At 62.0% G+C, this 18,760-nt stretch carries 17 protein-coding genes; 3 read left to right on the top strand and 14 right to left on the bottom strand.

Features of this window, described 5'->3' with window-relative positions:
* Nucleotides 1-5 precede the first annotated feature (5 nt).
* Entirely contained in the window at nucleotides 6-1,556 is a 1,551-nt protein-coding gene (locus ACYU70_RS20085) for a TolC family protein (protein WP_342296106.1), read from the top strand.
* Nucleotides 1,557-1,643: 87 nt separating this feature from the next.
* On the opposite strand, the gene ACYU70_RS20080 is transcribed toward ACYU70_RS20085, so the two are convergent.
* The 12 genes from ACYU70_RS20080 to fumC form a co-directional block, all read right to left on the bottom strand.
* Nucleotides 1,644-3,086 carry a TolC family protein gene (locus tag ACYU70_RS20080; protein WP_342296107.1) on the bottom strand — a complete coding sequence of 481 codons (1,443 nt, stop codon included), beginning with the start codon at nucleotides 3,084-3,086 and terminating at the stop codon, nucleotides 1,644-1,646.
* Between the two features lie 45 nt (nucleotides 3,087-3,131).
* Nucleotides 3,132-6,290, bottom strand: coding sequence for an efflux RND transporter permease subunit (locus ACYU70_RS20075; protein WP_342296108.1), 3,159 nt, complete (start codon nucleotides 6,288-6,290; stop codon nucleotides 3,132-3,134).
* Nucleotides 6,291-6,501: 211 nt separating this feature from the next.
* Nucleotides 6,502-7,659: an efflux RND transporter periplasmic adaptor subunit gene (locus ACYU70_RS20070; protein ID WP_342296109.1), complete on the bottom strand. Its 1,158-nt coding sequence runs from the start codon at nucleotides 7,657-7,659 to the stop codon at nucleotides 6,502-6,504.
* A 37-nt stretch (nucleotides 7,660-7,696) separates the two neighbouring features.
* Entirely contained in the window at nucleotides 7,697-7,963 is a 267-nt protein-coding gene (locus ACYU70_RS20065; protein ID WP_342296110.1) for a hypothetical protein, read from the bottom strand.
* 248 nt (nucleotides 7,964-8,211) lie between these two features.
* Complete coding sequence (locus ACYU70_RS20060; RefSeq protein ID WP_342296111.1) at nucleotides 8,212-8,721, bottom strand: gluconokinase; 510 nt, start codon at nucleotides 8,719-8,721, stop codon at nucleotides 8,212-8,214.
* Between the two features lie 138 nt (nucleotides 8,722-8,859).
* Nucleotides 8,860-10,230: a sensor histidine kinase gene (locus ACYU70_RS20055; RefSeq protein ID WP_342296112.1), complete on the bottom strand. Its 1,371-nt coding sequence runs from the start codon at nucleotides 10,228-10,230 to the stop codon at nucleotides 8,860-8,862.
* 153 nt (nucleotides 10,231-10,383) lie between these two features.
* Nucleotides 10,384-11,061 carry a response regulator transcription factor gene (locus ACYU70_RS20050; RefSeq protein ID WP_342296114.1) on the bottom strand — a complete coding sequence of 226 codons (678 nt, stop codon included), beginning with the start codon at nucleotides 11,059-11,061 and terminating at the stop codon, nucleotides 10,384-10,386.
* Nucleotides 11,062-11,167: 106 nt separating this feature from the next.
* Entirely contained in the window at nucleotides 11,168-11,659 is a 492-nt protein-coding gene (locus ACYU70_RS20045) for a DinB family protein (protein ID WP_342296116.1), read from the bottom strand.
* Nucleotides 11,660-11,752: 93 nt separating this feature from the next.
* A complete protein-coding gene (locus ACYU70_RS20040; RefSeq protein WP_342296117.1) occupies nucleotides 11,753-12,208 on the bottom strand; it encodes a DUF6970 domain-containing protein in 456 nt (151 codons plus the stop codon).
* Nucleotides 12,209-12,297: 89 nt separating this feature from the next.
* Nucleotides 12,298-12,705, bottom strand: a complete 408-nt coding sequence (locus tag ACYU70_RS20035; protein ID WP_342296119.1) for a diacylglycerol kinase family protein — start codon at nucleotides 12,703-12,705, stop codon at nucleotides 12,298-12,300.
* A complete protein-coding gene (locus ACYU70_RS20030) occupies nucleotides 12,698-13,291 on the bottom strand; it encodes a GNAT family N-acetyltransferase (protein ID WP_342296121.1) in 594 nt (197 codons plus the stop codon). Before ACYU70_RS20030 ends, ACYU70_RS20035 begins: the two co-directional genes overlap by 8 nt.
* A gap of 84 nt (nucleotides 13,292-13,375) precedes the next feature.
* Nucleotides 13,376-14,776: a class II fumarate hydratase gene (gene fumC / locus ACYU70_RS20025; protein ID WP_342296123.1), complete on the bottom strand. Its 1,401-nt coding sequence runs from the start codon at nucleotides 14,774-14,776 to the stop codon at nucleotides 13,376-13,378.
* 293 nt (nucleotides 14,777-15,069) lie between these two features.
* On the opposite strand from fumC, the gene ACYU70_RS20020 reads away from it, so the two are divergent.
* Both ACYU70_RS20020 and ACYU70_RS20015 read left to right on the top strand, forming a co-directional pair.
* A complete protein-coding gene (locus ACYU70_RS20020; RefSeq protein WP_342296124.1) occupies nucleotides 15,070-15,453 on the top strand; it encodes a dodecin family protein in 384 nt (127 codons plus the stop codon).
* Nucleotides 15,454-15,671: 218 nt separating this feature from the next.
* On the top strand, nucleotides 15,672-16,748 hold the full coding sequence (locus ACYU70_RS20015) for a proline iminopeptidase-family hydrolase (protein ID WP_342296126.1): 1,077 nt from the start codon (nucleotides 15,672-15,674) through the stop codon (nucleotides 16,746-16,748).
* A gap of 92 nt (nucleotides 16,749-16,840) precedes the next feature.
* Here the strand turns inward: ACYU70_RS20015 and ACYU70_RS20010 are convergent, their stop codons facing one another.
* A complete protein-coding gene (locus tag ACYU70_RS20010) occupies nucleotides 16,841-18,019 on the bottom strand; it encodes a TonB family protein (protein ID WP_342296127.1) in 1,179 nt (392 codons plus the stop codon).
* Nucleotides 18,006-18,692: an RNA polymerase sigma factor gene (locus ACYU70_RS20005; RefSeq protein ID WP_342296128.1), complete on the bottom strand. Its 687-nt coding sequence runs from the start codon at nucleotides 18,690-18,692 to the stop codon at nucleotides 18,006-18,008. The genes ACYU70_RS20010 and ACYU70_RS20005 overlap by 14 nt, the downstream gene beginning before the upstream one ends.
* Between the last annotated feature and the right edge of the window lie 68 nt (nucleotides 18,693-18,760).

Below are 18,760 nucleotides of genomic sequence, written 5' to 3'. Positions count from 1 at the left end.
TCAAGATGTTATCCAACATATTCAACACGCTCTTTCAACCCAAACGCAGTAGTATCTGGCTGCTGCTTTTGCTGCTTTTATTCAGCCTGACGCGCCCTGCCCTGGCCCAGAACCCCACCCTGCCCGCCCGCCGTTCCGGCCTCGAAAAAGCGCCGCTCCAAACCACGCAGCTGGCCATCGTCCGGCCCGGCGATACGGCCAAGGTGTTTTCGCTGCAAAATCTGGCCGATTTGGTGTTCGCCAATCACCCCATCGTGAAGCAGGCCGCTTTGCTCAGCGATGAGGCCCGCAGCCAGGTGCTGCAAGCCCGCGGCGGTTTCGACCCCAAAATCGGCTCCGATTTCCACCGCAAGCAGTTCGGCGGCACCGATTACTATAACAACTGGGGCAACGAGCTGAAAATCCCGCTCTGGCCCGGCGGCATCGACCTGAAAGCCAGCTACGACCGCAACGTGGGCACCTACGTGAACCCCGAAAGCCGCACCTCCGGCAACGGCCTGGCCGGCATCGGCCTGTCGGTGCCCATCGGGGCAGGACTGCTGATTGATGCCCGCCGTAGCACCCTGCGCCAGGCCCGCGTGATGCAAACCGCCGCCGAAGCCGACCGCGTGAAGCAGATAAACGAAGTGTGGCTGCAAGCCGCCAAGGACTACTGGACTTGGTACTACACCTTCCAGCAGGCCGCCCTCATCCAGGAAGGCGTGGCGCTGGCCGACCGGCGCTTCCAGGGCACCGCCCGCCGCGCCCAGATTGGCGACCAGGCTCCCATCGACTCGGTGGAGGCCCAAATCACGGTGCAGGACCGCCAGGTGCAGGCCGAGCAGCTGCGCGTGGAGCTGCAAAATGCCCGCCTCGTGCTCTCCAACCACCTCTGGACCAAAGACGGCCAGCCCGCCGAGCTGCCCGCCTATGCCGCCCCGCAAGCGCCCCTGCTCGACAGCGTGAGCCGCGCCGAGCTGGCCCGCCTCGCCGACCTGGCCGCTACCCAGCACCCCACCCTGCGCAAGCTGGAAGCCAAAATCAGCCAGCTCGGCATCGAGGAACGGTACCGCCGCGAGATGCTAAAGCCCAAGCTCAATGTGAGCGGCGTGCTGCTCAGTCAGGGTAATTTCTACCAGCCCGAAGTGCCCGCCTACTACAATTTCGGCCGTGACAATTATAAGGTGGGCGTCGATTTTGCCTTCCCGTTGTTCCTGCGGGCCGAGCGCGGCAAGCTGCAATACACCCGCATTCAGGTGAAGGAAACCACCCTGGAGCGGCAGCAAAGCCAGCGCTCCATCGTGACGCAAGTCAACACCGTGTACAACACCCTGCAGGCCTACGAGCGGCAGCTTGCGCTCCAAGCCCAAACCATTGCCAACCAGCGCCTCCTGCTTCAGGCCGAGCTGCAAAAGTTCGAGCTGGGCGAAAGCACCATCTTTCTAATCAACGCCCGCGAAACCAAGCTCATCGACTTGCGCATCAAGCAGGAAAGCCTGCGGTCCGGCTACGAAAAGTCGCGGGCGGAGCTGTACTACTACGCCGGGACTAGGTCAGTGGAGGTGGCGCAGAAATAGCGCCGAAAGAACGGTCATGCCGAGTGCCACCCGTCATCTCTGAGCGCAGTGAATGATGACAGGTGGCACTCGGCATGACCGTTCTTGCTATTGCCAGCCGCCGCCCAGCGCCCGGTACAGATTCACGCTTTGTAGCAGCAGGGCCTGCCGGGTTTCGGCTAGGCTCAACTCGGCTTCGAGCACGCTGCGCTGGGCGGTAATGACTTCCAGATAAGTGGCGTACCCGGCTACGAACAAGTCGTTAGAAGTAGCCACGGCGCTGGTGAGCTGCTCCACCTCGCGGGTGCGCAGGTTGACCACGGACTGGAAGTTTTGCAGGCCTTGCAGGCCCACTACCACTTCGCGGAAACCGGTTTGCAGGGCCTGCTGGTAACGATAGTAGCCCTCGTAATTGTTGGCCACGGCCTCGCGGAAATCGGCCCGGTACTGGGCGCGGTTGAGGATAGGGCCAGTGAGGCCCGCCACCGCGCCGTACACCACGGAGCCAGGGTCAAGCAGGACATTGGCGCGGAAGGCATTGAGGCCGGCGTAGGGCGTGAGGGTGAGCGAGGGCAGGAAAGCGGCGCGGGCGGCGTCCACGTCGGCGCTGGTGGCGCGGAGCTGCAACTCGGCCTGGCGCACATCGGGCCGGCGGAGCAGCGCCGTAGCGGGCAGCCCGGCCGAGAGCTTGGTGGGCAGGCCTGACTGGTTGGGCAGCGCCGGCCCGCGCCGGATGGCTTGCGGGTAGCGCCCCAGTAGCTGGTTAAGTTGGGTTTCAGTTTCGGTGATGCGCTGGCGAGTTTCATAAGCCAAGCTCTCAGTGCGTAGGGCCTGGGCGGCGAATTGTTGCACAGCTAGCTCGGTGACGCGGCCGGCCTGTTTCTGAATGCGAATCAGCCGCAGTCCCTCCTGCTGGAAGCGGGTATTGCGGAGCAGAATGGCCAACTGGTTATCCAGCGTCAGCAGTTCGTAGTAGGCGCGGGCCACGTCAGCCACCAGATTGGTCACCACCAAGTTGCGGCCTTGCTCCGAGCCAAGTACGCGCAGGTAGGCGGCCTTGCGACGGCTGCGCAGCTTGCCCCAAAGGTCGATTTCCCAAGAGCTGCGCAGGCCTACGAACAGGTCGGGCGTGAGGGCGGTGGGCACGCGCTGGTTGTCGGCAATATTCTGCGAGAGGTTGGTATCGAAGTTGCCGATGCCCGTCATGGTGTACTTGCCGTAGCGGTCCAGCCCCGCCGTGCCTACGGCCGAAACCGAGGGAAACAGCGCCCCGCGCCGGGCCAGGTACTGCGCCTGGAATACCTCTACCCGCTGCATGGCCACCTTCAAATCAAGGTTTTGCTGCAAGGCCGTATCGATGAGGCCAGCCAGCGCGGGGTCTTGGAAAAACTGCCGCCACGGCGTGCTGCCTACGCTGACGGTATCAGTAGGCGCGGTGGTTTGGTTGAAGGCTTTGGGTGTGGCGGGGCTGGCGGCGGGGCCGTCGGGCGCGGCCACGCGGCAGCTGGTGGATAGGGCGAGGACGGAGAGAAAGGCAGGGAGAAAACGCATGATTGGGGTAATTGTCATTGTGGAGGTGAGGTTCACGTTGTGGCATCAATGCGCCACCAGTTCCTTTTCCTCCTCTTCTACTTTGGCCTCCGCATCCAGATTCTTCACCTTCTCAAAGCTGGCAAACAGCACGTACAGCCCCGGAATCAGCACCATGCCGAACACCGTCCCAATCAGCATGCCGCCCGCCGCGGCCGTGCCAATGGACCGGTTGCCCAGCGCCCCGGCCCCGCTGGCAATGACCAGCGGAATCAGCCCCGCGATGAAGGCAAACGAGGTCATGAGAATCGGGCGCAGGCGGGATACGGCCCCTTGCACGGCGGCCTCCAGCACGGTGGCCCCGGCGCGGCGGCGCTGCTCGGCAAACTCGATGACTAGGATGGCGTTTTTGCCCAGCAGGCCGATGAGCATCACCAGCGCCACCTGGGCGTAGATGTTGTTTTCGAGGCCAAGGAGCTTGAGGCTGAGGAAGGCTCCGAACACGCCGGTGGGCAAACTCAGCAGCACGGGCAGCGGGAGCAGCAGGCTTTCGTACTGCGCGGCAAGTAGTAGGTACACGAAAATCAGCACGATGCCGAAGACGTAGAGGGCCTGGTCGCCGCTCAGGATTTGCTCGCGGGTCATGCCACTCCATTCGTAGCTGAAGCCTTTGGGGAGCACCTTGGCCGCCACGCGCTCGATGGCCGCGATGGCATCGCCGGAGCTGTGGCCGGCGGCGGCATCGCCGTTTATCATGGCCGAGGTGTACATGTTGTAGCGCGTGAGCTGGTCAGGGCCGAAGACGCGCTCCAGCTTCACGAAGGTGGAAAAGGGCACCAGCTCGCCGCGGTTGTTTTTGACGTGCAGGGCCAGCAGGTCGTCGGGGCGGCCGCGGTACTCGGGGCCGGCCTGCACCATCACCTTGTACATCTGGCCGAAACGGATGAAGTTGGAAGCGTAGTAGCTGCCCAGCAGCGTCTGCAGCGTGCTCATGGCCTGGTCCACGGTCACGCCTTTTTTGGCCGCCATGTCCTGGTCGACGTGGATGAGGTACTGCGGAAAATTGGGGTCGAAGCCGGTGAACGCGCCGTTGATGGCCGGCTCCTTTTGCAGCGCGGCCAGGAAGGTTTTGGAGGCCTGGGCCGTCTTCTGCAAGTCGCCGCTGCCCGACTTATCCAGCAGCCGCAGCTCAAACCCACTGCTATTGCCGAAGCCCGGCACCGTGGGCGGCGGCAGAAACTGAATCTCGGCATCGGCAATGCCTTTGGTCTTGTCTTCCAGCTCCTTGATGAACTCGGCCACCGACTGCTCCCGCTCGTCCCAGGCCTTGAGGTTAATCATGCCCATGCCGTAGCTGGAGCCCGCCACCTCGTTCACCAGGCTGTAGCCGGCCAGGGTCGACACCGATTCTACTGGCTTGAGCTTCTGCGCAATGCGCTGCACCTGGGCCAACACGGCCTCGGTGCGCTCCACGGTGGCCCCGGCGGGCGTGGTCACGTTGATGTATACCATGCCCTGGTCCTCGGTTGGGATGAAACCCGAGGGCAAAATCCGGCTGATGCCCCAGGTGGCCCCGAAAAACAGCAGCAACCCCGCCAGCGTCACCACCCGGCGGCCGGCCACGTTGTTCAATAAGCGCTGGTAGCCACCGGCCAGCTTCTCGTATTTGTTATTGAAACCCTTGAAAAACCGGCCCACCAAACCCGTGCGCTCGCCCTCGTGCGGCTTGAGCATTAGTGCGCAAAGGGCCGGCGTGAGCGTCACGGCATTCACGCCCGAAATGACGATGGCAATAGCCAGTGTGAGCGAAAACTGCCGGTAAAAAACGCCCACCGGCCCGTCCATAAACGACACCGGGATAAATACCGCCGACATCACCAAGGTAATGGCAATCAGCGAGCTGCTGATTTCGTGCATGGCTTCGTAGGTGGCGCTGCGGGCGTCCATGTGCTTCTCCTCCATCTTGGCGTGCACGGCCTCCACAACCACAATGGCATTATCGACCACGATACCAATAGCCAGCACCAACGCAAAGAGCGTGAGCAGGTTAATCGAGAAGCCCAGCATCTGCATGAAGGCCAGCGTGCCGATAAGCGCTACCGGCACCGCCAGCGCCGGAATCAGCGTGGAGCGCCAGTCCTGTAAAAACAGGTACACAATGATGAAAACCAGCACGAAAGCCTCCACCAGCGTGCGCAACACCTCGTGAATACTGGCGTCCAGAAACCGCGATACATCGTAGGCAATGCTGTATCTCATGCCGGGCGGGAAGCTGGTTTTTTGCAGCTCGGCCATGCGGTTTTTCACGTTTTCGATGACCTCGCTGGCATTCGAGCCCGGCCGCTGTTTCAGCATGATGGCCGCCGAGGGCTGCCCGTCATTCTTCGACGACATGCCGTAGGTGAGCGAGCCAAATTCCACGTCGGCCACCGCCTTCAGGCGCAGCACCGAACCATCGGGGTTCGAGCGGATGACGATATTACGGTACTGCTCGGGCTCGAACAGCTTGCCCGTATAGCGTAGCACGTACTGCAGCTGCTGGGCCGCGCCGCCCGAGCTCTCGCCCGATTTGCCGGGGGCCGCCTCCACATTCTGCGCCCGAATGGCCTGCACGATTTCATCAGTGCCCACCTCGTAAGCCGCCATGCGGTCGGGCTTCAGCCACACCCGCATCGAGTATTCCCGCGAGCCCATGATTTCGGCAAAGCCCACACCGTTGATGCGCTTTAGCTCCTGCAACACGTTGATATCAGCGAAGTTGTAGATGAACTGCTCCCCCGCCGTATTGTCGTCGCTCGTGATGTTGAGGTAGAGCAGCATGGAGTTTACCTCCTTCTCCGTCGTCACGCCGGCCTTGATAACTTCCTCCGGCAGCTCGTCAATCACCGTTGTCACGCGGTTTTGTACGCCCACGGCGGCCAGGTCCGGGTCGGTGCCCACCTCGAAGAAAACGGTGATGAGCGTCACGCCATTATTCGAGCTCACCGAGTTCATGTAGGTCATGCCCGGCACGCCGTTGATGGCGCGCTCCAGCGGCGTGGCCACGGCCTTGGCGCACACCTCGGCGTTGGCCCCGGTGTATCTGGCCGTCACGGTCACGGACGGCGGCACGATGTCCGGAAACTGCGTGATGGGCAGCGTGAACAGCGCCAGCCCGCCCAGCAGCACCAGAAAAACGGAAATCACCAGCGAGAGAATCGGCCGGCGGATGAAGATGTCGAACATAAGCAGTAGCGTGGACTCTGCGAGCCCGCGTTTAGGCGGTTTTAAGGATTTGCCCTGGATAGAGGCTGATTCAGAAGGTCATGCAGAGCGCGGCGAAGCATCTCGCGCGGTTTGGCAATCAGGGCCGGTGCAACGAGGCGGGCCAGATGCTTCGCTAGGCTCTGCAGGACGTTCTTTCGGGCGCGGACTCGCAGAGTCCACGCTACTGGATTTACTGCGCCGCTATTGCAGCCGTATCCATCAGCACGGTTTTGGCGTTGATTTTCTGTTGGTCGTGCAGCTCCGGCGCACCTTCGTACACCACCCGCTCGCCGGGTTTCAGGCCGTCCTTCACCACGTAGAAATCGCCGAGGCGCGTTTGCGGCACGAAGCTGCGGGTGTGCGTCATGCCCGCCTGGTCCACCACGTACACGAAGTTTTGGTCCTGAATCTCGAACACCGCTTTCTGGGGCAGCAGCAGCGCCGCGGGCAGCTGGTCGGTCAGGCGGACTTTGCCCGATGCGCCGTGCTTGAGCAGGCGGTCAGGGTTGGCAAAGCGGGCGCGCAGGGCAATGGAGCCGGTGTTAGGATTGAACTCACTTTCAGCGGTTTCGATGTGGCCCGTGAGGGGGTAAACTTCGCCATTGGCCAGAGTGAGGCGCACCGAATCGGAGTGCAGTTCGGGATGCTCGCGGCGGGCCTTGGTGTAGTTCATGTAGCTGCCCTCGGCCACATCGAAATAGGCGAATACCGCACTCAAATCCGATATCGTAGTCAGGAGCGTGCCTTCTTCCACCACACTGCCCACTTTCAGGGGAATTCGGTCAATCACACCGTCGAAGGGCGCGCGGACTAGGGTGTAGCTCAGGCTGAGGCGGGCGGCGGCCTCGCCGGCGCGGGCGGCGGCTATCTGGGCGTCGGCGTCGTTCACCTTGCTATCGGAAAGGGCCGATTCGGATTTGGCGATGACGTTTTTACCCACCAGCAGGCGCACCCGGTCGCGCTCCACGCGCACGGCGGCGGCCTGGGCCTGGGCGCTGGCTACGGCCGCGTGGGCCTGGGCCAGGCGGTTCTGGTAGGCGCTGGCGTTCAGGCGAAACAGTAGCTGGCCTTTCTTCACCGGCTTGCCTTCTTCCACGTAAATGTGCTCCAGAAACCCCGCCACCTGGGCCCGGACTTCCACGTTGCGCGCGGCCTGAATATCGGCCACGTAGTCGCGGTGCAGGGTTTGATTGGAGGTTTTCAGCGTCACCACCGGCACTTCGACCAGCACCTCGGCGGTGTCTTTTTCAGCCTTAGCCGAACAGCCGCTGAGGCCGCTGGACAGCAGGGCAGCCACTGCCGTGAGCGCGAAAGAGGGAAGGAAAGAGCGGCGCAAAAAGGAGTTCATGAGGAAGAGAATGAGCAATAGGAAGCCGCAGGCCCGCTTAGTGGGCCGTGGCAGTGGCCGTCGATAAGGCCGGTAATTCGGGGTGGAGGGCCAGCAGGCTGTCCTGCTGTTGGTGGGCGGCCTGGCAGCGCGCCAACAGCCGCTGGGTCAGGCGCAGGTCGGCTTCCGTTTCCTGCAGGTCGTCGCAGTCGCCGACGGGGTCGGGCGTTTTGTACAGTAGGAAGCCATTGAGCCCCAACGACAACGTCAGGGCCCCAGCCAGGAGCAAAACCAGAAAATTAAGGGGCCGGGGTTGGGAAGACATTGTTGTTTGCGGTGGTGGCAACTGCCCGCAAAGCACCCAACCCGACATTAAAACGGTATGAGAACCGTATTAGAATACATGAAAACGGCGCTAGAATAGATGGCGCGGGGCTGTGCCCCGTGCCAAACTATTCGCAGGCCTCCGGCCTGCAATCGTTGAACACTGCCCGTACTGTGCAGGCGGCTGCGGGCCAAAGGCCCGCTAATAATCGGCACAGGGCATAGCTCCGCGCCATCAGTTGCCATCAGCTAGCGCTTGGTGCCCACGGCCGCATCCGCTTTCAGCGCATCCAGTATCTGGCTAACCAACTCCTCCGGCGTATGCGTGATGGACAAGCGCAACGCATACTCCGGCCGCTCCAGCGTGGCCAGCTGCGAATCGAGCATATTGGAGTGCATATAGTGGCCTTTGCGCCCGCTCATGCGCTCCAGCAGCAACTCCTTTGGCCCATCGAGGAACACCCAGTGCAGCGGCTCAGCGGATTCGCTTTGGAGTGTGGTGCGGTATTTCTCTTTGAGAGCCGAGCAGGCCAGTATGGCCCCGCCGGCCTTTTCCCACTCGCCCAGCTTGGTGGCCAGCGTGGCCAGCCAGTCGCGTCGGTCGTCGTCGGTGAGGGGCGTGCCGTGGGCCATTTTGTCGATGTTGGCCGGCGAATGGAAGTCGTCGGCATCGTAAAAAGGCAGGTTGAGTTTTTGGGCGAGCTGCTCGCCTACCGTTGTTTTGCCGCAGCCCGAAACCCCCATGACGATGAAACTCATACCTGCCTGATTAATTTGGAAAAAGGGTAATACGCTGGAAATAAAGCCTCCTCAGATGCTGCGCGCGGCCACTGCCGCCACGGCTTTTCTTTACGGAATGTTGAGCTTAGCGGCCATGCGGGGCTATCGGTTCGCAAGCTAAGCGGCCGGCAGCCACACCGTAGCCGTAGTCCCCTGCCCTACCGCCGAGGCCAACTCCAGCCGGCCGCCGTGGCGCTGCACGATGCGCTGCGTGAGCGGCAAGCCCAAGCCGTAGCCAGGCCGACCCACGGCACCCGCCGCCCGGTACAGCGGCTCGTAAATGTGGCTCAATTCCTCCGGGCTGAGGCCGGGGCCCACATCGATAACGCGGATGCGTAGGGTCGCCGGGCCTTCATAGGCCAACTCCGCCTGCACGGGCCCGGCCGAGTATTTGCCGGCGTTGTCCAGCAGGTTGAGTAGCGCGGTGGTGAGCAGCTCGGCGTTGCCAGGCACCATAAATACGTCGGTTTCGGCCTCCTCTGGCAGCTCGCCGAAAGCCAGGCGAAATTCCCGGCCCGCGTACTTGGCGCGGGCAAAGCTCAAGGCCTGATTCAGGCATTCATCCAGCCGCACGGGCTCAAATTTCGGCAGCGTGCCATCAACCTTTGCCAACGATAATAAGCTGCTGGTAAGTGCTGTTAAGTGGCGCGAGGCTTCCAGTGCCTGCGCCAGACTTTGCCGCGCTTCTGGCAGCGAGGCATCGTAGGCCAGCGCGGTTTCCAGCGTGCCGGTGAGGGTGGTGAGGGGCGTGCGCAACTCGTGCGAGGCGTGGGCCAGGAAGCTTTTTTGCGCCTCAAATGCCTGCTCCAAGCCGCCCAGCATGCCGTTGAAGGCGTAGGCCAGCTGGGCCAGCTCATCGCGCCCGTTGCCTTCCGACAGCCGCCGGCCTAGGTTGGTGGCCGAAATGCGCCCTGCCTGCCGACTGATGCGCGCCACCGGGGCCAGCGCTGCCCCCGCGAAATACCAGCCCGCCAGAATAGTCAGCGCCAGCGCCCCCAAGTTGCCCACCAGCAGCAGCAGGCCCAGCTGCCACAGCCGCTCCCAGCCCGGCTTGTCCTCGGCCGAAACGAAAATGCGGTAATGCTCGCCGTCGTGCAAATAGTCCAGGCCCACGCCCTCACGCCGCTTTTCTCCTTTAAAGGGCACCAGCTTGCCCGGTTGCCAGGCACGCAGGCGCGCCCGGCTGGGCACCTGGTCGATGTCGTCGGCACTGCTGAAGCGGAGGGCGCCGTCAGCATCATAAATGCTGATTTGCTCCTCCTGCAAGGTCAGGATATCGCGGCGGCGCAGGCTGCCCAACTGGCCGGTTTCGAGCTTGCCGGTGCGCACCAGCAGCCGCGAGGCCAGCGTGGCGCTTGTGCCCAGTCGGTGCTCAAACCGCTGCGCCCGCGTGCTGGCATTGAAGTAGTAGATGAACGCCGAGAAGCTGACCTGAATAGCCAGCACGAGCAGCGTAAAGCGCAGCATCAGCTTATTGCGAATCAGCATGTTGGGGTTTTTGTAGTGTGCTCCATCAAGATGTCATGATGAGCTTGTCGAAGCATCTCTACCTCAATACTAAATCTAATTAGTTGCGCGGTAGAGATGCTTCGACAAGCTCAGCATGACTTTCTTTTTGAAACCTGCAACCAATTATTGGTCCTACTCCTCCCGCATCACATAACCCATACCCACCACGGTATGGATGAGCTTAGGCGAAAACCCGCGGTCCAGCTTCTTGCGCAAGTAGCTCACGTATACATCTATGACATTGGTGGTGGTGTCAAAATCCAAATCCCAGACCCGCTCCGCAATATCAACCCGCGAAACGACCCGGCCCCGGTTGCGCAGCAGGTGCTCCAGCAGCGAATACTCGCGGGTGGTGAGGTCGATGCGCTGGCCGGCGCGGCTCACGGTTTTGGCGTCGAGGTCGAGCACGAGGTCGGCCATGCGCAGCTCCTGGCGCTGGCCGGCGGCCGCAGCGTAGCGCTGGGTGAGGGCTCGAGCGCGCATCAGCAATTCCCTGAATTCGAAAGGCTTGACGAGATAGTCATCGGCTCCGGCGGCGAACCCGGCTTCCTTGTCGTCGAGGCTATCGAGGGCAGTGAGCAGCAGGATGGGTACCAGGCGGCTATTAGCCCGGATACGCTGGCACAGCTCCACCCCGTTGATGTAGGGCAGGTTCACATCGAGAATAACTAAGTCGTAGGGCTGCTGCTCGTAGAGCGACCAGCCGGTGCGGCCGTCGTAGGCCACGGTCAGGTCGTAGCCTTCGTGCTCAAAGCCTTTTTTGACGAACGAAGCCAGTGGCGGCTCATCCTCAACCAGCAGGATTTTCATAAACGAACTAAACGTGTGGCTGCCGCACTCGGCCATTTCCAAAAAGCAAAACAGGCAGCCCAAAGCTACGTGCCGGGCTGCCTGTTGAGGAGAAAAAGGCGTGTTTCTACAGCTGCGGCTGCACCTGCCCGCTCATTTCGCGGCAGTAGGTGATGAAGTCGGAATTGACGGGTTCCAGGCCGCCTTCGCGCATTTTGGTGGCTACTTGGCCGCGGTGGTAGGTGGCGTGCGTCACGGCGTGGGTCAGGATGTCGCTCACCAGCGAATCGTAGGCATCGCCCTGCGAGTTGGTGTACTGGATGTGGCGGTTCAACTCAGCTTCGTCGGTGGTTTCGCAGAGCTGCGCGAGGCGGGCCGAAGTCTGCTCGTGCCAGTGATGAATACCGGCCAAATCATGCTCCTGCCACACTTTTACGGGGCTTTGCGTGCCGGTGATGCGGGCAATCCAGATGGCTTGGGCATTGATGGCGTGGCTGAACAGGCGCAGCACGGGCTGCGGAACTTCCTGGCCGGCCGCTACCGAAGAATCGAGGCGGCGCAGCAGGGTTTCGTTGGCCCAAACGTTGAATGCGCCGAGCTTAGCAATAGTGTTAATCATCTGTAATTATGAATTATGAGTTATGAATTATGAGTTCAGACCACGACTTGCCAGAGCGACAACTCATAATTCACAACTCATAATTCATAATTGCTACCTTGGGTCTTGCCAGACCAGCTTTTCATTGGTTTTGTTTTTTTCAAAGTCCGGGCATTTGCCATCGCCCTTGCCGGTGATGCCGCCATCGGGGTTGCAAATCAGCTTGCCTTTGGTGTCGAATACCTGCGAAAACTGGTCGCAGCACGGGGCCGACTGGTAGTACACGGTTTTGCCCTCGTACTGATAGCGGAAAATGCGGGTGATGGGGTTGCGCTTGCGCTCGGCCAGCACGGCCGCGATGCGGGCTTTCAGCCACTGCGGGCGGGCCGTGGTATCCGATTCGGGGATGCGGGCGTACACCGGGTCCACGGTATTGGCGCTGGTGGGGGCGGCATCGGTGGCGCTCACCTGGCCGCTGGGGGGCGGCGACGTGGGCGTGGTCACGCTCACCTGTTGGTGGGCGCAGGCCGTGGTGAGGAGCAAAGCAGCAGCGAAAGAGAGCAAACGCATAGGAGTTGAGGGAGAAGCGGGGCGTGCCCCCAAGCGGGGCTCCCTATGGGTACGCCCGGCGCGGCCAATAGTTGAGGCAGGGACCGGAATCAGACGTTAAAAAAGTAGGGCCCGAACACCAGCGCCCCCACCACCACCGCGCCCAACGCGGCCAGCAGCACCGCCCCGGCGGCTACGTCCTTGGCCTTGCCAGCCAATAGGTGGTAGGCCGGCGAAGCCAAATCGGTGAGGGCCTCGATGGCCGTGTTCATCAGCTCGGCGGCCCATACGCTGGCTACCGAAATGGCCACCAGCGCCCATTCCAGGCGGGTGATGTGGCAATAAAACCCCAGCCCGATAACCACCACGGTAGCCAGGGCGTGGAAGCGCAAATGCACTTCGGAGCGTAGCGCCGACCACACGCCGCGCCCGGCGTGGCCGAAGCTGGCCACGCGCCGCCGCCACATTCGCTCGGGTGGGCGCAGCCGCTCGGGGGCCGATGGGGTTGGTTCAGCCACGGGATTCAAACTCCTGGAAAGTGGACTTGCGCAGCGTCGGCCACTCGGGGCGGATAATGCTGAAGATGACCGTGTCGCGCCGCACCCCGCCCTGCGTGGGGCGGTGGCTGCGCAGCGTGCCTTCCTCGGTAGCCCCCATACGGGCCATGGCCGTGCGCGACTTGTGGTTGCGCGAATCCGTTTCCAGTTCCACCCGCTCACAGTCCAGCGACCCGAAGGCGTGGCGCAGCAGCAGGTGCTTGCAGGCCCGGTTCAGGCCCGAGCGCTGGAACTTGGTGCCCACCCAGGTGTAGCCGATGCTGAGGCGCTGGTCGGCCTCGGCCACGTTGTAGTAGCTGGTGCTGCCGGCCAGCTCGCCGGTGGCGCGGTCGATGATGGCGAAGGGGTAGCGCAGGCCCTGCTGGCGGGCTTCCACGGCCTGGCGCAGGTAGGCGGCCAGGCTCACGGCATCGTCGCCACGCGTGAGGGTGTATTTCCAGATGTCAGCATCGAAAGCAACGGCTTTGAGGGCTTCAAAGTCGGTGAGTTCGAGCGGGCGCAGCCGGGCGCGGTTGTTTTCGAGGACTACTTGAGCGGAAAAATCCATAGGGCTGCAAAGATGCCGGGAAAAAAGAAAAGCCGCTCTTCCGTGAGCGGAAGAGCGGCTTTTTTCAACAGAAGTTAAAAGGCGCTACTTAATCTCGCCTACCATTTCCTCGGGCTTCATCCACTCGTCGAACTCGGTGGCGGTCACGTAACCGAGCTTAATGGCGGTTTCCTTCAGCGTGGAGCCGTTTTTGTGGGCCGTCTGGGCAATTTCGGCGGCTTTGTAGTAGCCGATGTGCGGGTTGAGGGCCGTCACGAGCATCAGCGACGAATCGACGTGCTTCTTGATGTTGGGCAGGATGGCGGTGATGCCCACGGCGCACTTGTCGGTGAAACTCACGCACACGTCGCCGATGAGGCGGGCCGAGTGCAGGAAGTTGTAGATCATCACCGGCTTGAACACGTTCAGCTCGAAGTGGCCCATCGAGCCGCCCACCGTGATGGCCACGTCGTTGCCCATCACCTGGGCTGCCACCATCGTCATGGCTTCGCACTGCGTGGGGTTCACCTTGCCGGGCATGATGCTGGAGCCGGGCTCGTTGTCGGGGATGTCGATTTCGCCAATGCCAGCGCGCGGGCCGGAGCTGAGCATCCGAATATCGTTGGCGATTTTCATCAGGCTCACGGCCACGGTTTTGAGGGCACCGTGGGCCTCCACGATGGCGTCGTGGGCGGCCAGGGCCTCAAATTTGTTTTCGGCCGTGATGAAGGGCAGGCCGGTGAGGTCGGCAATGTGCTTGGCCACGTTCACCGAGTAGCCTTTGGGCGTGTTGATGCCCGTGCCCACGGCGGTGCCGCCGAGGGCCAGCTCGCTGAGGTGCGCCAGCGTGTTTTTGATGGCGCGCAGGCCATGGTCGAGCTGGGAGACGTAGCCCGAAAACTCCTGGCCCAGCGTGAGCGGTGTGGCATCCATGAAGTGGGTGCGGCCGATTTTGACGATGTGCATGAAGTCTTTCGACTTGGTTTTCAGCGCGTCGCGCAGCTTCTCGATGCCGGGGATGGTGACTTCGGTTAGAATTTTATAGGCCGCGATGTGCATGGCCGTCGGGAACGTGTCGTTCGAGCTCTGGCTCTTGTTCACATCGTCGTTAGGAGCCAGGGCCTTCTTTTCGTCGGTGAGCTGGCCGCCGTTGAGGACGTGGCCGCGGTAGGCAATCACCTCGTTCACGTTCATGTTGCTCTGCGTGCCCGAGCCGGTTTGCCACACCACCAGCGGGAACGAATCGGCGAGCTTGCCGGCCAGAATCTCGTCGGCCACTTTGCCAATCAGCTCGGCTTTCTCGGCCGAAAGGATGCCCGCGTCGCGGTTGGTGAGGGCAGCGGCTTTCTTGAGGTAGGCGAAGGCGGCGATGATTTCCTTGGGCATCCGGTTGATGTCCTGGGCGATGGGGAAATTCTCGATGCTGCGCTGGGTTTGAGCGCCCCAGTACGCGGTAGCAGGCACCTGAACGGTGCCCATGGTGTCCTTTTCGGTGCGGAAAGCCATGCGGGAAGTAGGTTGGTGAAGAAGTAAAAGGGGAGGTTTGGAAGCGCCAACGCGGCGGTAGTCAGGCGCAAAAGTACACCGCAGGCCAAGCGCCGCTTTTATTTCAACCGAAATAGCCGTCAAATGGCCTACCGCGTACACAAAAAAGTCCTGCGAAACCGCATAGGTACGAGTACCCCGAATTTTTAATTCGGGCCGTTGAACGGTGGTCGTTCCGGCGGCCCGAATTAAAAATTCGGGGTACTCGTACCACGCGGCTCCACGGCCACCACACCATCATCTTATTCCTTCCCATGTCCTCCATTAAGCAAGTCATTGAAATCCTGGCCTCGTCCGAAAAGAGCTTTGAAGATGCCCTGCAGCGCGCCGTGGTCCAGCTTAGTAGCTCGGTGCCGAACATCAGTTCCATCTACATCAAAGACCAGAGCTGCAAAGTGAAGGCCAACCGCATTGTCGAGTATCGCATCACGGCCAAGGTGAGCTTCGGCACGCCGACGGAGGAATTCGACCTCTCGGAGCTGGAGCGCACCTTTGACGAAGCCCCCGTGCCCGCCGGCAACGGCGCGCCCGACTACAGTCACCTCGACCTGCACACCCAGCCCGACCTGCCCACTCCCGCCGAGCCCGAAAACGGCAGCGCCACCGAGCCCGCCAGCGGCGGCGGCTACAGCGGCTAGGGCCTGTTGGTTCCACAACAGGAACAAGTTGGGTTGCTAAGTAAACGTCTGTCATCCTGAGCGGAGCGAAAGACTTTATCACGTTCGAACAAATTGTTTTTACGTGATAAGGTCCTTCGCTGCGCTCAGGATGACAGACGTTTTTTTTAATAACTAAATAGATTCAGTTGCACCTATCTTTCGCCGGCATACTTCTGTGCCCCTTGCCTTTGCGAAAAATGAAGCTTTCGACTCCCTTGCACCTTGCGGTGGCGCTGCTGTTTGGTACGGCCGGTTTTATGGGCTGCAACCAACCCCAAGCGCCCGAAACCAGGGCAGCTCCCGCCACTACGCTGACCAGCTATTTCGCCGATTCGGAAACCGGCGTGCAGGACGGCAATGTGCGGCTGATTCCGATAACCACGCCCAAGGGCCAGTTCAAAGTCTGGACCAAGCAGTTTGGGAATAACCCCAAAATCAAGGTGTTGCTGTTGAATGGCGGGCCGGGGGCCACGCACGAATACTTCGAGTGCATGGAGAATTTCCTGCCGAAGGAAGGCATCGAATTCATCTACTACGACCAACTGGGCTGCGGCAATTCTGATAATCCCAAGGACACCTCAATGTGGAGCCTGCCGCGCTACGTGGAGGAAGTGGAGCAGGTGCGCCAGGCTCTGAAGCTCAATAACACCAATTTCTACCTGCTGGGCCACTCCTGGGGCGGTATTCTGGCCGCCGAGTACGCCTTCAAGTACCAGCAAAACCTCAAGGGCCTCATCATTTCCAACATGATGATGAGCTGCCCCGCCTACGGCAAATACGCCCAGGACGTGCTGGCCAAGCAGATGAAGCCCGAAGTGCTGGCCGAAATCCGGCAGCTCGAAGCCAAAAAGGACTTCGATAACCCGCGCTACATGGGCCTGCTCGAACCCAACTTCTACGCCGAGCACCTGTGCCGCATCGTGCCCAACCCGGAGCCCGTGAGCCGCTCGCTGGGCAAGATTAACCAGTCGCTCTACGTCACGATGCAGGGCCCCAGCGAGTTCGGCATCTCCGGCAAACTCACCAACTGGGACCGGGTGGCCGACCTGCCCAAGCTCACCGTGCCCGTCCTCAGCATTGGTGGCAAGTACGATACCATGGACCCCGAGCACATGCGGATGATTGCCACCAAGGTGCAAAATGGCAACTCCCTCATCTGCCCCAAAGGCAGCCACATGAGCATGTACGACGACCAGCAAACCTATTTCACCGGCCTCATCAAGTTCCTGAAAGCGGTGGATGCTGGCACCGTGCAGCCCGGCGCGGCGCTGTAATAGTTAACTGCCTGTCATCCTGAGCGCAGCGAAGGACCTTATCACGTTGTTGCGAGCGTGATAAGGTCCTTCGCTGCGCTCAGGATGACAGCTTAAAACGTGACGGTCAGTTCGATGGGCAGGTCGGCGCGGCGGCCGCCGGCAATGCCGGGCTGCCAGCCCGGCCCTTCGCACACCATGCGCAGGGCCTCTTCGTCGTAGTCGGGGCGCAGGCTGCGCAGCACTTTCAGGTTGCTGATTTTGCCATCGGCCCCTACCATAAACCGGAGGCGCACCGTGCCATGAAGATGAAGCTGGCCTTCCTCGGGCTCGAACGCGTCGGCTTCGCGGTACAGGTAGTTGCGGAAGGCTGGCGTGCCGCCCACCGGTGCGGGATTGATGGCTGGCGTGGCCGGCATGGGGGCATCGGCCACGCGCACGCTGGCGGTGTTGTCAGGCAGCTTATTGACAGCTATTGCCTTGGATTTAAGGCCGAATGACCGGCTGGCCTTGGCCGCTCTGTCATTATTGGCCAGCGTGTCGGGCGAGGTAGTTTCGGCCAGGATGGAAGCTTGCGGGGTTGCAGAATCGACGGTGCTGGCAGCTGCTGATGCAGATATATTTGAGGCGGTGGCAACTCTGGCTTCGGCGTTCGCCTCCGAGGCCGGAGCTTTATCCTCCATCACCATTGCATTGCCATCAGGTGTCTTGGTCGCCCGGCGGGAAAGCTGGCCGAGTGGGGCCCGATGCCGTGAACGTGCGGGACTAATAGCTGCGTAATCAGCTGCTTTTGAAGCGCCTGGGGCCGCCGCTACTACGGTTTCTGATACTTTGGTGGATTCCTTTTCTGCTTGTTCCGGCACAGCCAGGCGTGCGGCGGGTGCCGCTGGGGGCGCAATTGCAGGGGTTTCGAGGCGAGCCGTGGCCGCTGGCCGGGCCGCTTCGTGCTGCTGCCAGGTCCAGATGCCGGTGGCCATTACGCCCACCATTGCCGCCGCCACCGCGATGCGCGGCCAGGCCCAGCCGCCGGCCACGGGAGCCGGTTCTTCGGCTTCGACGCGGGTTTGCAGGCGGGCGCGCAGCTCGGCCACGGCCTGGTCGGTAGTGGCCGGGTCGCTCATTGAAAAGCCCGTCAGGATATCGGCGCAGCGCTCGCAGTCCAGCGTGTGGGCCTCAATGCGGTGCTCCTCGGCGGGGGCAAGGGTGCCGGCCGCGTAGGCGCGCAGCTCCGCCGGGGCCGGGTGGGGGCCGGGGGCGGGCAAGCGGGCAAAAGGCGAATCAGCGGGCAGCATGACGAGGGTTTGGAGAAGCGGGAAGCGAAGATTGCGGCGTCGGTTTGGGACTGGCGGGCGGCTCCAATTGGCGGCGCAGCATCCGTTTGCCGTTCTGCAAATGGCTGCGCACCAGGTTTAGTTCGAGGCCGGTTTCGGTGGCGATTTCGCGGTAGCTTTTCTTTTCGAGGTAAAATAATTCGAGGCAGCGGCGCTGGGCCGGGGGGAGCTCGGCCAAGGCCGCTTCGATGCTTTGCAGGCGCAGCTCGGCAGTTTCGGCGTCCTCGGCGGCGGCCTGCTCATCGGGCAGATGCCGGGCGGCGGCCAATTCCACATCGGCCGCGTCCGGAAAACTCAGCACGAGCGGCCCGGCGCTGGGGCCGGCCCGCTTGCGGGCGCGCAGCTGCATGAGGCAGTGGTTGCGGGCCGTGGTGTGCAGCCAGGCCGGAAAGTTTTCGGGGGCGTGGGTGCGCAGCACTTTCACCAGATGCTCAAACAGCTGCATGGCCGCATCCTGGGCATCTTCGTCGGGCGGGGCCAGGTAGCGGCGGCACACGGCAAAGGCCTCGGGCAGGTACCGGTCGTAGAGCTGGCCGAGGTCGGCCACGTTGCCGTGCGCGCGGTAGCGGGCCAGCAGCTCCTGGTCGGAGAGTGGCGCAGCGGCAGCGGGCGACGAGGAGCGGCGGAAGAACATCGGGCCGGGAAGTTAGCGCCCGCCGCCGGTATTGAAGGCGGCCGGGGATAGGGCTGCAACTATTTTTT

The sequence above is a fragment of the Hymenobacter segetis genome (assembly GCF_054776495.1).
Note: the sequence above shows the minus strand (reverse complement) of the source record. Positions and strands in the feature narration are given on the sequence as shown.